The following is a 15017-nucleotide window of genomic DNA, read 5'->3' as shown; positions in this document are numbered from 1 at the left end:
GCGCCAAATTTAGAAAAAAGGAGTGCGGTTCAATACCACGCACTCCTTTTCAAATGCTTACAAAGCGCTATTACTTGAAATTAGCCTGAATCGACAAGCCGTCTGCAATCGTTACAGTACGGGTCAAATCCGCAACACCATCGGACCAGCCCGCGAATACGGCGCCGGCAGCAGGCAGAGCCGTCAGTTCCATCGTGTTCCCGGCAAAGAACTTGCCCTTGTAACTCGTGCTCGGAAGTTTCATGCCGTCCATCAGGATTGAGCCATTGCCATTAGCGGCAATAGTGACAGAAACCAGGCCGCTCACGCCGAACTCGCTCTGGATTTCGGACAGGAACTTGGTGTCACGTTCTTCGGCCCAGGGGCCGAGCCTTTCACCATTCGCATCGAAGCTGTGGTTATACTGGCTTCTTCTTTCCTTATAGGCTTCTACATCCATATCCCTGGCAACATCTTCGGAATTCAGCATGCCCGCAAGGAACTTCGCCTTTTCCCTAATGTTGCCTGCATTCAGGTAGGACTCGAGCATTACGGCGGCATTGTTGAGGAACAGACTCTTGAACTTGGGATTCTTGATCAGACGAGCATAAAGGACATGGAAGCAATGTTCCTTGCCACCAACAAACTCATTGTCACTACTCGTGTAGCAGCTGCCATCCGTGCGGCCACCCTGCTTGGCCCACTTAAACATATTCGTGGACGAGCCAAAACCAGTCACGCCCCATTCCCAGTCAAAGCCATGGTCAAGATCATAGACCATGAACTTCCAAAGAGGCGATTCCGGAGCCCTCCAGATACGAACGTTGTTGTTCGGCCAGTCGCCATTATGAATATACATTTCGGCAAGCATATAGCGGGCGAAATTTCCCATATCCATCAGCGATGCCATATAGGCGTACGCTTCGTCATTTGTACTAAAATCATTTGCTGCGGCATATTCCAGCATTGCAACATATTCGTCAATAGAACCGTTGCTCGCCTCAATTTCTTTACCCAGGTGCTTAATGAACGTAACCGACGAAGCGTCGATTCCGTAATTCGTTTCTACAAAGTTCTTGTTGTAGCGTTCACGCATATCGTGAATGCCGTAGTATGTTCCGTTATAGAACACCACCACCTGACGGCTACGCTGGTAATCCACGCCGCTTCCTTCAAGAATGGCGCCCCCTACGGCATCGGCAAAATAGTCACTCACAAAGCGGTTGCCGTTGTTACGTAGGTTGAAGCCCTTGTACTTGTCGTTCACACCCTTGCGGGTTTCGAACAAAGGATAATGCAACCAGGTTCCCCCATATTCCTCGCGCATCACGACGGCGAGAGACTTCTTGCGTTCCATACGGCTCCAGCCACCCATCAGGGAAATACCGGCCTCGGCTTCCCAGGCCTTGTCCGTACTCTTGGAACCGTTTTCAAAATATTCCACATGGGCAGCCATTTCGCCCGAGTCGTTCGGGTAGGATTCATTCGGAGCATACATCTGGTCATGCTTCATATCGGGTTCGCCACCGTTCGTCTTCTTGTAGTATTTCACGAAGAAGCTCGGGTCCACGGTCACCGCTACCACAGGCATATTCACCGTCTCGCCGATAAAGTACGTATTCGTCACCACATCCTTGGTCAAGAGGCCCTGCTTGAACGCGGCACAACGCAAAACCATCGTATGGTCAATGACCAGTTCGCTATTGAATTCGGGAGAGCTTTCGGTCGGAGCGGATCCATCCTGGGTGCAGCGCACCTTCATTCCTTCCGGAAGGCCCGTCGGAGCATTCAAGACAACCTTGTCATTGTAGAAACCACCCTGGTTTCCGCTAAAGTTAAACTTGGGAGCAACGCCTTCGTATGCCGTACTTGCCGTATTCGGCTGCTCCGGAGTCGGCTTTTCAAAGAACCTCCACTCGCCGCCATCCACAATGCCCCAGCTCATCCCCGAAGAAAGTTCCGGATAGTTCACCGAGTCGCGAATAGCGAAATACGGATCGATCAGGTAGACTGAGCCGCCCTTCTTTTCCAGTTTCCAGTTGGTATGGGTACGCTGATGCAATTCAGTCCCATTATCGGCCGCCGCGGCCTTCACGTCGTTCTTGTCGCAGAATACCGTGCGGAAGGACTTCGGAGCGATCAGTTCGTCACCGAACACCCACTTGCGCGGCTTATCCAAATTTTCGACAAGGGAATAACCCTTGAGGTTTGCGGCCACGTTTCCCGCATTGTAAATTTCAATCCAACCCGGATCGTCACCGTTTTCATCGAGCCAGTCCAGGTTCACCGGAGAAATTTCGGTAATCACCAAGGCGGAATTGCCTTTCCACTGGACAGTCGTGTCCGCAGGGACATAAAGCGTATCATACTTATATACCGTATCTCCCGTAACCGGGTCAATCGTCCTTGACGAATCGATTTGCGAGGAAATGGTATCAATCCTCGTAATGGTATTCCCGTTCGAATCCACCACCGTCGTCGTTTCAATCTTTACGGGCAACTGATCCTTCTCCCTATCCGAAGATATCGTATCCTCAGAGCATGCAATCAGTCCTGCGAAAGCCAAACCGAGACCCGCTATTACAGCAAAGCCATTCACTTTTTTGAATAAGTACACAAAGCCACCTATAAAATTTTCTCGGAAAATCCCGATTTCCGAAGTCTTATTCCTGGACACCCAAGAAGTAAATTTAGAAGATTATTGAGGAAAAAGGAAAAAAAATCAGTAATATTCTATTTACCCTTGACAAGCGTCACACGATGTGCTATATTTGGCCTACCAAGTCGGCGCTGTAGCTCAGTTGGTAGAGCAGCGGACTGAAAATCCGCGTGTCGTCAGTTCAATTCTGACCGGTGCCACGAAAAAGGACCTCGATTCATCGAGGTCTTTTTCTTTTTTATTACATTCCAGAAAAGCAAAATCCCCGATTCTATCGGGGACTTTCAGGGATTAATGACGATAGAGTCCGTAAATTTCGTCCCAGTGGTCGATGAGCACGTCCACCAGTTCCGGTTGGAACTGTCCGCCGCGCTGTTTCTGGAATTCAGCCTTGACTTTTTCTTCAGGCCAAGGCTGCTTGTAGCAACGGGGACTCGACAAGGCGTCCAGGACATCCGCCACGGCACAGATGCGACCCGCCAGGGGAATTGCCTCGCCCGCAAGACCGAACGGATACCCCTTGCCGTCCCAACGCTCATGGTGCGAACGCGCAATGGAGGCCGCAAAGCGAAGCAATTTGCGCTTGGAATTGCTGAGCATCTTGTAGCCGATTTCGGAGTGAGTCTTCATGACGGCGTATTCGTCGTCGGTAAAGCGCCCCGGCTTGTTGAGGATCGCGTCGGGAATGCCCACCTTGCCCAGGTCGTGCATCGGAGCCGCCAGACGGATGCGTTCCACTTCTTCGGCAGGCATCTTCAAGAACTTCGCCAACATGTAGGAAATTTCGGCAACGCGCTGGATGTGGTCGCCCGTCTCCTGACTACGGTATTCGGAAACTTCACCCAAGATATGGATAATTTCCCGCTGGGTCGCTTCCAGTTCGGCATTCAGCATCGCCGATTCGACCGTCTTCGCAGAATACACGGCAGTGAGCGCCAGGCGTTCCAGGTCCTGCGTCGAAAATACCGCCGCATCGCCCTGCTTGTTGATAGCCTGGAACACACCCATCACGCGCCCCATGGAATTCAGCAGGGGCACAGTCATCACGGATGTCGTACGGTAATGCGTCTTTTCGTCGCTACGGTGATCAAACCTGGGATCCTTGTAAGCGTCCTCGATCAAGAGGGGTTCCGCCGTCCTCACGGAATAACCGACAAAACCTGCATCGCGCGGAATACGGAGTTCGCTTACGCCATGGGCCACCTTGGTCCACAGCTCGCCACTGTCTTCATCGATCAGCCACAGGGAGCAGCGATCAGCCGACACAATGGATCGTCCCAAATCGGCCATCAGCACCAGCAAGTTGTCCATCTTGCGTTCGGCTGCAATCTTGGGCATGTAAGAGAACAATAGGTCCAGAATTTTCTGTGACTCTACAGCCTGTCTTTGATCAAACTCCGTCATAACAATGTAAAATCTAGATAAACTTATAGGTTTTTCCAACTTGAGTTGACAGAAAAGCCCTAAATTTTCTATCCTTGGGAAACCCTGGAGGAATAGGCTAATTGGTAAGTCAGCGGTCTTGAAAACCGCCGCCGTAAGGCTTGGGGGTTCGAGTCCCTCTTCCTCCGCTAGAAGCTCCCTCTAGGGAGCTTTTCTTATTTTCGTCGGCTTCTTATATCATCCCTGGATCCCGTCGCTACGCTCCAGGATGACTCAAACATCCCATTCCATCTGGCAGTCCTCCGCATAGTCCGCCACGACCGACGCAGGCTCGTCGTACAACAATGTACAGACCTTGAGCGGCAAGGGGAAATCCCGTCCGAAAGCGTCAAGGCAGGCCGCCGTCGTCGCCCCCGTCGTAAACACGTCGTCGACCACCACCACAGTTCCCCGTCCGGGCAAATTCCGCGGGAGCCGCGCCTCGAATGCAAACGCCACATTGCGCTCGCGCTCCTCTTTCGACAACTTGGTCTGCGAAACCACGAAGCTCCTACGGCGAAGCCACTTGCATACCTTGCCTCCCGTCACCACGGCGAGCGCCGAAGCGATCATCTCGGCCTGGTTGTAGCCGCGTTCCCTGAATCTCGCCCTATGCAGTGGCACGGGAACAAAGTGGAGCGGCCTCGGCAAAAGGGCCAGTTCCGCCCCCATCGTCCCGCCGACAACCGACGAATGTCGAACCAGGTAGGTCGCCACCCCCGATATTCCCTTGTACTTGAGCGCATGCACCAGACGGCGCGTCAGGGGCCGCATCGGGAAGAGGCTATACGCATCGGGTCCAGGGGATACGACCGCCTTGGATTCGCGATTCAGCTTTTCGGCACAATCGGGACACAGCCACGGATCCAGATATCCCGACGCCTGGCCGCAGCCAAGGCATTCCGCGCCGAACACAAAATTTTCCACATTCCGAATGAATTTCACAGAAGAGACCTCCTCGGGACAAAAAATGTCCCTCTCTTCTATACACGCACGAAACGGAAAAATTGAGAAAATTTACCGACTAAAATTACCGACGGCGCGCCTGGTAACGCAGGCACAGCAAAAATCCGACCAGCACCATGCAAGTCAACGCAAAAGAGCCGCCATACGACAGGAACGGGAGCGGAAGTCCCGTCACGGGCATAAGTCCGATAGTCATCGCGATGTTCACCAGGATATGGAACAGGAAAATCGTAGACGCGCCCATGACCATGAGCGTCACGAACGAATCCGAAGACTGCTTGCAAATGGAGGTCGCACGCCACAGGAACAGCGCGTACAGGCACAGGACAAAGGCGCATCCGGCAAAGCCGAACTGTTCACCCAGCACGCTGAAAATAAAGTCCGTATGTTCCTCGGGCAAAAAGGCGAGATTCGTCTGCGTTCCGTTGCCAAAACCTTTACCGGTCAGGCCTCCCGAACCGATCGCCGTCAGCGACTGCAGCACCTGATAGCCATCCCCCAACGGGTCACTCATCGGATCCAGGAAGGTGTTCACGCGTTTCTGCTGGTGCGGTTCCAGCATATTCCACGCCATGCTGCTCGCATACCCCGCCAGGATATTTGCCAGCAGAATAATTCCCGTCAGCACCTTCGGAAGCCTTCTACGCACCAGGGCGAACACCACGACGCAAATCAGGAGCCCCCACAGAACCTCGAAGCCAATCGCCTGCGAATGCGAGAACAGCACCGAAAGCACCGGACTCACGATCAGGAACATATCCGTCAGCGTGAGCCCCGCAAAGAAGAACCCCACCATCGTGACCGCAATAAAGACCAACGCCGTACTCAGATCGGGTTGCTTAAGGACCAACGCGAAAGGTACGATAAACAGCATGAAAGGGACCACGAAAGTCTTCATCTTGAACAAGCTAACGGGATGTTTCGAAAGCCAGTAGGAAATCGTCAGCAGGTAGGCGATCTTTGCGAACTCGGACGGTTGCAGCTTGAAAATGCCGAGGTCAATCCAGCGGCCCGCCCCCTTCACGACATCGCCCGCAATGAACAGGACCACGCAAAGCAAGATAAGCGAGATACAATACAACGGCAACGCAGCCCTTTTCAACCAGTCAATCCTTACAAAGACTAGCGCAACCGCAAAAAAGCTACCGAACACGAAGTAGACGATCTGCTTGAACCAGAACATTTCAAAAACGGAAATATCCTCGGCGATGGTCGCTGAATACACGAGCGTCACGCCGCAGCACATAAGCGCCGCCGTAAGCAAGATGAACAGCCAGTCGAATTTCAGCGACTGGTCCAGGAATCGTCCGGAGATCACTTTTCGCCCTCCTCATCCTTTTCCTTGTTCTCGAAGTAGGCCTGCATCACCTTTTTCGCAATAGGTCCCGATACGGCACCGCCGCCGCCCGCCGCTTCCATGATTACCGCCACGGCGATTTCGGGGTCATAGAGCGGCGCTACCGCCGCATACCACGCGTGCGTCTTTTCACCCTTCTTCCATTCGCCGGAACCCGTCTTCGCGCCCACGCGCACATTCGGGAGAGCGCCGCGCTTTCCCGTTCCGCCCGGATGGTTCACCACCGAGTCCATCGCCGCAAGCAAGATGCGGTGCGTATATTCCTTCATGTTTCCCGGACGCACAATTTCAGGTTCGTAACGGCGCACGACATTTCCCTGGCTGTCACGCAGCTCCTTCATGAAGTGCGGCCTATAAACGCCCTTTCCCGTGGCAAGCGAACCGATAAGGGTCGCCTGCTGCAACGGGGTCACGATCTGTCCCTGGCCGATCGACAGATTCAGGATAAGGCCGCGGGCCCAGCGCCATCCCAGACGCTTGTTTCTCTGGTTAAACGAAGCCGAATCGGGGAGCCACCCCGCCTTTTCGCCAGGGATATCGATCCCGAGCGGTTTTTCGCCCAGGCCGAAGCGACGGCCGAACTCATTGATGCGAGTCATGTCGATATCGAGTCCCGCCTGGTAGAAGAACACGTCGCAACTCAGGCGAATCGCATTCACCACGTTCAAGTTGCCGTGCGTTCCCCAGCACTTCTGGTAGCGCGCCCCGTACTGGTAGCCACCCGTACAGGGCTTCGGGTAATACTTGTTTTCCGTAAGGATTCCGTTCTCGAGGCCAGCGCCCGCCGTCACCAGTTTAAAAATAGATGCCGGCGGATAAGTTCCCGAAATGGCTCGGTTCGTAAGCGGACGCATCGAATCCAGCGCCACGTGCGCCCAGCCCTTGTTGCGTTCACGTTTCTTGAGAGAAAATATATTCGGGTCCAGGCGCGGCGAAGAGACCATCGCAAGGATTTCCCCGTTTCGCGGGTCAATCGCCACGAGCGCCCCCTTCGCCAAATCGGGAATGGCCTCCTCGGCCACCTTCTGCAAGCGAAGGTCAATCGTCGAAACCAGGCGAAGTCCAGGAACCGGGGCGTTTCCATCCACGCCGTCCACCGTTCCCACCTCGCGTCCCGAGGCGTTCACTTCCACGAGCTTCATCCCGTTCTTCCCGCGGAATTCCTTGTCGTAGAATTGTTCCAGCCCCTTCTGGCCAATGCGGTCACCTTGCGTATAACCGTCGTATTCAGGCAACTTCAGCTGCTCTTCCGAAATTTCGCTGGTATAGCCTAGCGCATGCGAGGCAAGCGTTCCGTAGGGGTAGTCGCGACGAGACTCGATAACCGTTACCACGCCCGGCAATTCTTCGGAACGTTCCTCGATTACCGCCACCTGTTCCGCCGAAGCGTCTTCCAGCATACGAATCGGCCGGTTCTTTATCCAGCGGGAACGCTGAAAGGCCGTATCCAGCGACAGGGAATCAAAAAGCCTTTCTCCCGATACATCCTTGATCCGGAGCAACCGATTGAACAGCGAATCACGATCCGCCTTCTTGCGCGGCATGTTCATCGACATCAGGGCAATCTGGTAAGAAGGTCGGTTGCGAACCAGTACCTCGCCGTTGCGGTCGTAAATATAGCCGCGTTCGGCCACAAGCACCACCTTGCGGATTCGGTTGTTTTCCGAGCGTTGCAGGTTTTCGTCGTAATGGGTATACTGTAACGAGAACAGGCGCATCAGGAGGATTGCAAACAGAATTACAACTCCCGCCATGTAGATGAGCACGTTCCAGTTCCTGTTCTGCAGGACCTCGTTTTCAGACATTCCCTTAAGCATGCTTCTTCTTTTTCTTCCCTATATCCAGGTAGAAGAATATTCCGCCAATCAGCATGGTATAAAGGCATTCGGGCAGGGTCTTGGTCAAAAACAGGTTGGTCACGACATCCTTGCCAAGACCGGTCACCAAGAAATAAATCATATCGCAGACAAAAAAGCCGAGTCCGAGAACCCCCACCTTTGCAGGCAGGTTCAGCGAAAGGAACCTTTCTTCAAGTTGCCCCACGGCAAAACCGAGCACCGTCATTGAAATGGAATGAGCGCCCAGCCACTCCACGGGCGCGTACACGTCCTGCGTAAAACCCGCGACAAAGCCCCAGAAGCAACCCGCAGCAGGGCCCATCCTGATGGCAACCGCCACAATAAAGATAATTACGAAATCAGGACCGATGTCAAAAAAACTCAGCCAGTCCGCAACCGTCATCTGCAACGCAAAGACGATCACGAACAAAATAAGAACCTTGAGCCACTTCAAGTTACTCATCGAGCAGCTCCTTCACAATCCAGTCAGGTTCCTTTTCCATGACAAAGACTTCTTCCAAAGTCGTAAAGTCCTGGAAAGGTTCAACATCCATCTGACGCATCACGTCCAAATCGGACTTACGGACATCCTTCACCGTTCCCACCGGGATTCCCTTCGGGAAAATTCCGCCAAGTCCAGACGTAATCAGGGTATCGCCCGGACGAATCCCTGCATGGGTCGGAACCATCGCCGTCAAGCGGACTCCATCCATCGATTCCAGGAAGCCCACCACGCGGGTCTTGCGGTCCATTACAGACAACTTAAGGTTGGGATCGACCAGGAGCTGAACGCGCGAATGGTTCAGCGTCGCCTTGGACACCTTACCGACAAGGCCGTTCATCGAAAATACGGGCATATTCTCGTGCACCCCGTGTTCCGTACCGCGGTTGATGACCATCGTCGTAAGGAACCTTCCCGGGTTATGCCCCACCACGCGGGACGTCACAATCGGATAATCCCACTTGTCATCAAACCGGACCAGCGTATGCAGTCGGGCGAGTTCCTGCAAGCCTTCGCGAGCATGGTACGTTTCTTGCCTCAGGCGCGCATTTTCCTCTTTCAGTTGCTCGTTTTCAAGCGCAATCGACTTGTAATGTCCTACCGCCGAGACAATCCTCTGGGCAGGATAATATATCGTGGATAGAGCCGTCGTAACGATGCTTTCGCGCACCGGTTCCGGCGACTGCCGCATCAAAAGACCAAGCACCAAGAAAAAGACAAAGGCTACGATACCGTGCCTTTGCGAAAACAAGTCGACTATAAAGCGGAAAGCCCTAAACATCGAGCGCTTTCAAATTAGTTCGAAGATGCAATCAGAACAGGACGATACTTGTCAAGGTCTTCCAGGACGCGAGCAGCACCCTTACAGACGCAAGTCAGCGCTTCGTCGATCACGTTCACCGAGAGTCCCGTTTCCTTGCGGATGCGTTCATCGAAACCGCGCAGCTGAGAACCGCCACCCGTCATGATGATGCCCTTGTCGTAAATATCGGCAGAAAGTTCCGGAGGCGTAATGCTCAAGGCCTGCTTCACCGCTTCGATAATGGCGGTCACCGGCTCGTTCAGGGCTTCGCGGATTTCGGCACTGTTGATGGTCATGGTACGGGGCATTCCGGCAATAAAGTCGTGGCCCTTCACTTCCATGCTCAGTTCTTCTTCGAGCGGGCTTGCAGAACCGATCTGGATCTTGATCTGCTCGGCGGTGCTTTCACCCACGCAGAGGTTGTACATCGTGCGCAGGTAACGCACAATCGCCTCGTCCATTTCGTCGCCGCCCACGCGCACAGAGGCGTTGCAGACAGTTCCGTTCAAGGCGATTACGGCGATGTCAGACGTACCGCCGCCAATATCCACGACCATATTACCCACAGGGTCTTCGACAGGAATGCCCATGCCAATCGCGGCAGCCATCGGTTCGTGCACCAGGTGGACTTCCTTGGCACCGGCCTGCTTCGCGGCATCGATCACGGCGCGCTTTTCCACTTCGGTAATTCCGGACGGAACACCCACCACTACACGGGGTTTCACCATCCACAGTGGGTACTTCTGCACGCGCTTGATAAAGGTCTGCAAAAGAGTCTCGACCAGTTCGAAATCGGCAATCACGCCGTCGCGCATCGGGCGTACCGCGCGGCTTTCGCCGGGTGTGCGGCCAAGCATCTTCTTCGCCTCGAAACCGATAGCGGAGACACGGTTGTTCTTGCTGTCCACAGCAATCACCGTAGGTTCGTTGATGACAATTCCCTGACCCGCCACATGAACCAACGTATTCGCCGTGCCAAGGTCAATCCCGATATCGCAAGAAAAGAGGCCGAACAAAATCCTATCCTTTTGTTTGAAATTAAACTTTCCAAGGAAAATATATAAAGTTATCAGTTACTAGTTATTAGTTACTAGAGATTTTCAACGCATATTTCTAGTAACTCCGAATTCTGAATTCCGAACTCCGAATTACTTTAAAGTGTCCGCGCCGAACTTCCATTCCTTCTTGTAGCGGTCCCATCCGCGCGTGTTCACGTCGTAGCGGTACTTGCGCTTCTCGTGCATGGCAATGTCCTTGTAGATAAAGAAATCCACCTCGGCGTACGCGCCATAGATTCGGGCTTCGGCGCCATCGAACAACCTAAAGTCCTTGATGCGGTAGTACGGCGTATCCAACAGCACGCCCTTATCCTTAGAAGACCTTATCGTCTCCGCCACCATGAACTTCAGGTCATCCTGCAGGTAGTCCGTTAATTTATTCTCAATCCGTTCCGTCGGTTCGGAACAGCCTAGCAGCAGGGCCGCGAAAGAAAGCGCAATCAGCAGAAATTTCATATTTAAAATGTAGGAAGTGGGAAGCAGGAAGCAGGAAACACTTAAGAGAAAAAACTGTCTACAGCCTACATCCTACTGTCTACCAAAGCAAAAGACGCCCCTCTATCGAGAAGCGTCTTCGTATTCAAGTCCGAGCTTTTTCTAATGAATTAGAAGGAGTAGGTAGCATCGAGGCGAGAGAAGATGCGGCCTTCACCCTGGAACGGGTTACGGAACAGCAGGTCTTCAGCAACGGTCACGTCGATCTTCAGGCGTTCTTCGATGTTGATACCGAAACCGAAACCGACATGGTCTTCGTTGGAACCGTCAGCCAGCGGGTTGGTCGTGAAGAACGTACCGTCATCCTTGCAGATGCCGTAGCGGGAATCGGTGTAGGAGTTCTTGTCGTTCACGTCGCAGTCGGTATAGAGAATCTTCTTCTGGCCACCCACGCGGATTACGAACCAATCCCACCAGATGTTACGTTCGATACCGAAGCTGATCTTGCCGCCGATGTCGGAACGCTTGTCCCAGTGCGGATCGTCTTCGCTGCGGGAATCGTAGACCCACGCACCGTCGCCCACGGCCTTGTCATAGACCCAGTCATGAGCCTTCAGCTGATTCCAGATGAAGTCGAGACCCAACCAGAAGAAACCGCGGTCCATGGCAACGTTGATGCCTGCACCGGCCTGGGCATGCTTGTCGTCGATACCGGGAGCCTGAGCGAGCTTCATAGAGACCGCAGGTACCAGTTCGCCGTCAATGGCTTCGAGAGTGAAGAAGGCACGAGCCTTGGCGAGGAAGGTGAAGTCACCGTCGTCAAAGAAGTTGTGGTGATCCGGACCGTACTGGATTCGGGCGAGGCCGAAGGAGGCTTCGTAAGAGGTTCCAGAGCTCGTCTGGACATTCAAGCCACCGTCCGCTTCCACGATAGAGGCGTAAGCCTTGCTGTTCGGCTGGTACGTACCGCTTTCAGCGTCCAGGTCGCCACCGTCCTGGTGAGCGATATAGATATGCAAGCCCCAGGCATCGCCGCTGGAGAACGTACCGCCCAAGAAACCGTCGAAGTTGGTCACGGTTTCGGGAACAACAACGTAGCCCTTGGTGCTGGTCTGCACATAGTCAGGCAGGTACATGGCGAGTTCCGGATTTATGCGGCCGAACAGGCCACCGATCGTGAACTTCGGGTCGGGGTTGTTGTCATCGCCAAAAGAGATCGAGAAAATGCCACCGAATGTCGGGTGCTGCGGATCCTTGTTGCCGCCAGCCGTCATGTCGTTATCGGTGTAGGCACCGAAACCACCGATCAAGTAGTTGGAGTAAAGGTTTGCATTAGCCGGGTTGTCAAAGATGCTCACGTCATCCATGATGTAGGTCGTGTTCTTGCCCATGGATTCCACACGAGCAAAAGTCGCGAATGCGGAACCAACGCCCAAGATACCGAAAGCGGCACCGAAAGCAGCTGCAGTTCTTAAATTCATTAGTTAAACTCCTCTTGGAAATTCTATCCTAAAGTTAGTTATATAAAATCAAAATCGCAACAAAAATATAAATAAATTCGTCTTTTTTTGTACAAAAGTACCTAACAGGAGCCATCCAGCGTTCGATGAATAAAAAAAGGAACCGGACTATCAAGTCCGGTCCTTTTTCAAGTTTTTTCCGAAATATTATTCGGAGAAGGTGAACGGGATCGTAACAGTGGTGTTACCAGACTTCACCTTGCTGAACTTCCAGCGGCTCACAGCGTTCTTGATTTCGCCGTCAAATTCGCCGTAACCGGTCGTAGAAGAAGCAATGGAAATGCTGATGATTTCGCCACCCGGAGCGATCGTGAACTTCAGGGTAACCTTACCCTGGAATCCCGGTTTCTTCTTCAGGAACTTGTTGTAGATGTGGCGGAGACCAGGAGTACGCTGACGCACAACCTTCATGATGTCCGCAGCGGAACGAGATCCACCACCGGCACCCATGTCGATATCGCGTTCAGACGGGGTCTTGATAGAGCCCTTGGCCTTGGTAGCGATACCACCGCCACCACCGCCGAGAAGGCCAGCGAGACCGTCACCGATACCACCGGAACCACCTTCGGCGTAACCTTCGTTAAAGCCACCGTCAGCCTTACCGCGACGGCCACCGAGAACGGTCTTACCCGTCGTCTGGAGACCAGCCACGTCCTTCAGCACCTTGTCGATATCCTTGGAGAACTTCTGGTTCTTCATGAGGTCGTAGGCACCGGCAGAGGCATTCTTGGTCTGAGCGGTCAGGAGCTTAAGCACGCCACGAGTCTGGGGAGCGTTGGGCTGACCCTTACCACGCGGCTTGCCGCCACCACCAGCCTTCTTACGAGGCTTCTTGGGCTCTTCCTTCTTCTTCTCTTCCTTCTTCTCTTCCTTCTTTTCATCGATGGTCATAGAAGCGGTCAAGTCGGCAGCGGCAGAGTCGTCGAACACGACTTCGTCCACAACCTGTTCGTACATGGAAGCCCAAAGGCAGATAGCCAAAGCAACGACTAAAGAGATACCGGCGATAGCACCCATCTTCTTGTCGGATTCCGGCATCAGGGACGCTACTAACGGATCTACTGCGGGAGTATTCTTTTTAGCCATAGTTATTCCTCCCCGCCGTTCTTCTGCATCACGGCGAATGCAATGTGCGTGTAGCCAGAGAAGCCACAGGTGGCCATGACCTTATACATTGCATCGTAAGGGATGTTCTTGTCGATCTGCACAACGATGTTACCGGCTTCGTCAGCAGGAAGACCCATCTTGAGGGCGTGTTCCTGTTCCGTCGCGCGGCGTTCCTTAAGAACGGAGTCCACCTTGGTCACAAGAAGATCTTCTTGCTTCAAGACGTCTTCGGTCGGAACGATCTTGGCATTATCGACCACGACATAGTTGTTATCGACCACGACCGTCAGAGCCACTTCCTTCGGCTGCACCTTGGAGGTAGACACCGGAAGGATGAGGTTTTCGGCCTGGGTCAAAAGCTGACCTTCAGCGTCCAAGTTCTTGATCATGAACACCAGAATGATGGTCATCATGTCCATCATGGACGTCAAGGAGAAAGGTACGTCTTCGCTAAATTTACGAGTCTTTCTAGCCATGATTAACCTCCCAGCTTAGCAAGGTTGATCTTGCTGAAACCGGCTTCCTTAGCACGGTCCATAAGTTGAATGATCTTATCGAACTGGGTGTCGTCGTTAGCAACGATGATGATGTTATCGACGTCTTCGAGGTCAATGAACTGCGTATGGATCTGAATCAGGTCCTTAGCGATCAGGTCATAGGCGGAAAGCGGGTAGATGATGTTCTTCGCGGCGACATCCGGTTTCAGCGTACGAGCCGAGTTCGGATCGATCGTTGCAAGAACGGCACCAGCGCTCGGCTTCTTCAGCATCGGCGGCGGGGTCAGGCCCATGGGACCTTCACCAGGAGCGGCGAGGAAGGCGTTGTTGCCATCTACGTAGGCACTATCCGGCACATTTTCAGACTGAGAAGAATACACGGCCCAAATCACGCGGCCCGGATCTTCTTCGGATTCCTTGTTGATTGCCCAAAGTTCGATGGTCTCGATTTCATAAAGATACTTTTCTTTATCCATCTCAGAGCCATCCTTGCACTTGGGACCATGACCGCTCTCCACGGCCGACTTCACATCTTCCGGCGCATACGTAATGAGCTGCGCATCGGACTTGCAACGGAATGTCCACATTTCCTTGAAGTAGACATTCGGCTGGAAACCACCGCGGGCACCAATCACCAGATACTGGTCAGTGATAGCGAGCGAAAGGTTCAGAGCCTGCTGGTCCGGTTCCGGAGGCGTATCGTTGTCCATGTTCATCATGCTGCGTTCCGGCATGTTGATTTCAACGATAGCAAGCTTGGAGAAGGCGGTCATAGACAACAGCATAGGAATCAGGATTGTAAACAAACCCATCGCCGGCAACAGGTCCGGTTCTTCGGGTTTGGCTGGTTTCTTAACTTCTCTTGCCATTGTTTT

At 53.3% G+C, this 15017-nt stretch carries 13 protein-coding genes and 2 tRNA genes; 2 read left to right on the top strand and 13 right to left on the bottom strand.

The genetic code is table 11. From position 1 onward, the window contains the following. Nucleotides 1–70 precede the first annotated feature (70 nt). Complete coding sequence (locus BUA93_RS10545) at nucleotides 71–2596, bottom strand: CotH kinase family protein (RefSeq protein WP_072979533.1); 2526 nt, start codon at nucleotides 2594–2596, stop codon at nucleotides 71–73. A gap of 169 nt (nucleotides 2597–2765) precedes the next feature. Here BUA93_RS10545 and BUA93_RS10540 point away from each other — a divergent pair. Then, a tRNA-Phe gene (locus BUA93_RS10540) sits at nucleotides 2766–2838 on the top strand. 91 nt (nucleotides 2839–2929) lie between these two features. On the opposite strand, the gene BUA93_RS10535 is transcribed toward BUA93_RS10540, so the two are convergent. Continuing rightward, on the bottom strand, nucleotides 2930–3976 hold the full coding sequence (locus BUA93_RS10535; protein ID WP_254793940.1) for an HD domain-containing phosphohydrolase: 1047 nt from the start codon (nucleotides 3974–3976) through the stop codon (nucleotides 2930–2932). Nucleotides 3977–4128: 152 nt separating this feature from the next. Between BUA93_RS10535 and BUA93_RS10530 the strand changes: the two genes are divergently transcribed. Beyond that, nucleotides 4129–4209 (top strand) — tRNA-Ser (locus tag BUA93_RS10530). 85 nt (nucleotides 4210–4294) lie between these two features. Here the strand turns inward: BUA93_RS10530 and BUA93_RS10525 are convergent. The 11 genes from BUA93_RS10525 to BUA93_RS10475 form a co-directional block, all read right to left on the bottom strand. Next, the gene (locus BUA93_RS10525) at nucleotides 4295–5005 is read right to left on the bottom strand and encodes a ComF family protein (RefSeq protein WP_072979185.1); all 711 of its coding nucleotides are present in this window, start codon (nucleotides 5003–5005) and stop codon (nucleotides 4295–4297) included. Between the two features lie 85 nt (nucleotides 5006–5090). Beyond that, a complete protein-coding gene (rodA, locus tag BUA93_RS10520; RefSeq protein ID WP_072979183.1) occupies nucleotides 5091–6344 on the bottom strand; it encodes a rod shape-determining protein RodA in 1254 nt (417 codons plus the stop codon). Further along, a complete protein-coding gene (mrdA, locus tag BUA93_RS10515) occupies nucleotides 6341–8200 on the bottom strand; it encodes a penicillin-binding protein 2 (RefSeq protein WP_072979181.1) in 1860 nt (619 codons plus the stop codon). Before mrdA ends, rodA begins: the two co-directional genes overlap by 4 nt. Next, the gene (mreD, locus tag BUA93_RS10510; RefSeq protein WP_072979179.1) at nucleotides 8193–8684 is read right to left on the bottom strand and encodes a rod shape-determining protein MreD; all 492 of its coding nucleotides are present in this window, start codon (nucleotides 8682–8684) and stop codon (nucleotides 8193–8195) included. Before mreD ends, mrdA begins: the two co-directional genes overlap by 8 nt. After that, the gene (gene mreC / locus BUA93_RS10505; protein ID WP_072979177.1) at nucleotides 8677–9504 is read right to left on the bottom strand and encodes a rod shape-determining protein MreC; all 828 of its coding nucleotides are present in this window, start codon (nucleotides 9502–9504) and stop codon (nucleotides 8677–8679) included. Before mreC ends, mreD begins: the two co-directional genes overlap by 8 nt. Before the next feature lie 14 nt (nucleotides 9505–9518). Next, nucleotides 9519–10541, bottom strand: coding sequence for a rod shape-determining protein (locus BUA93_RS10500; RefSeq protein WP_072979175.1), 1023 nt, complete (start codon nucleotides 10539–10541; stop codon nucleotides 9519–9521). Between the two features lie 132 nt (nucleotides 10542–10673). Continuing rightward, nucleotides 10674–11039, bottom strand: coding sequence for a hypothetical protein (locus tag BUA93_RS10495; protein WP_072979173.1), 366 nt, complete (start codon nucleotides 11037–11039; stop codon nucleotides 10674–10676). Between the two features lie 149 nt (nucleotides 11040–11188). Then, the gene (locus tag BUA93_RS10490; RefSeq protein WP_072979171.1) at nucleotides 11189–12499 is read right to left on the bottom strand and encodes a hypothetical protein; all 1311 of its coding nucleotides are present in this window, start codon (nucleotides 12497–12499) and stop codon (nucleotides 11189–11191) included. A gap of 186 nt (nucleotides 12500–12685) precedes the next feature. Continuing rightward, a complete protein-coding gene (locus BUA93_RS10485) occupies nucleotides 12686–13624 on the bottom strand; it encodes an AgmX/PglI C-terminal domain-containing protein (RefSeq protein ID WP_072979169.1) in 939 nt (312 codons plus the stop codon). A 2-nt stretch (nucleotides 13625–13626) separates the two neighbouring features. Then, nucleotides 13627–14121: a biopolymer transporter ExbD gene (locus BUA93_RS10480; protein ID WP_072979167.1), complete on the bottom strand. Its 495-nt coding sequence runs from the start codon at nucleotides 14119–14121 to the stop codon at nucleotides 13627–13629. A 2-nt stretch (nucleotides 14122–14123) separates the two neighbouring features. Continuing rightward, nucleotides 14124–15011, bottom strand: coding sequence for an ExbD/TolR family protein (locus BUA93_RS10475; RefSeq protein ID WP_072979165.1), 888 nt, complete (start codon nucleotides 15009–15011; stop codon nucleotides 14124–14126). Nucleotides 15012–15017 lie beyond the last annotated feature (6 nt).

This window comes from Fibrobacter sp. UWH4, assembly GCF_900142475.1.
Taxonomy (GTDB): Bacteria; Fibrobacterota; Fibrobacteria; order Fibrobacterales; family Fibrobacteraceae; genus Fibrobacter.
This window is presented reverse-complemented; position numbering and strand designations above follow the sequence as displayed.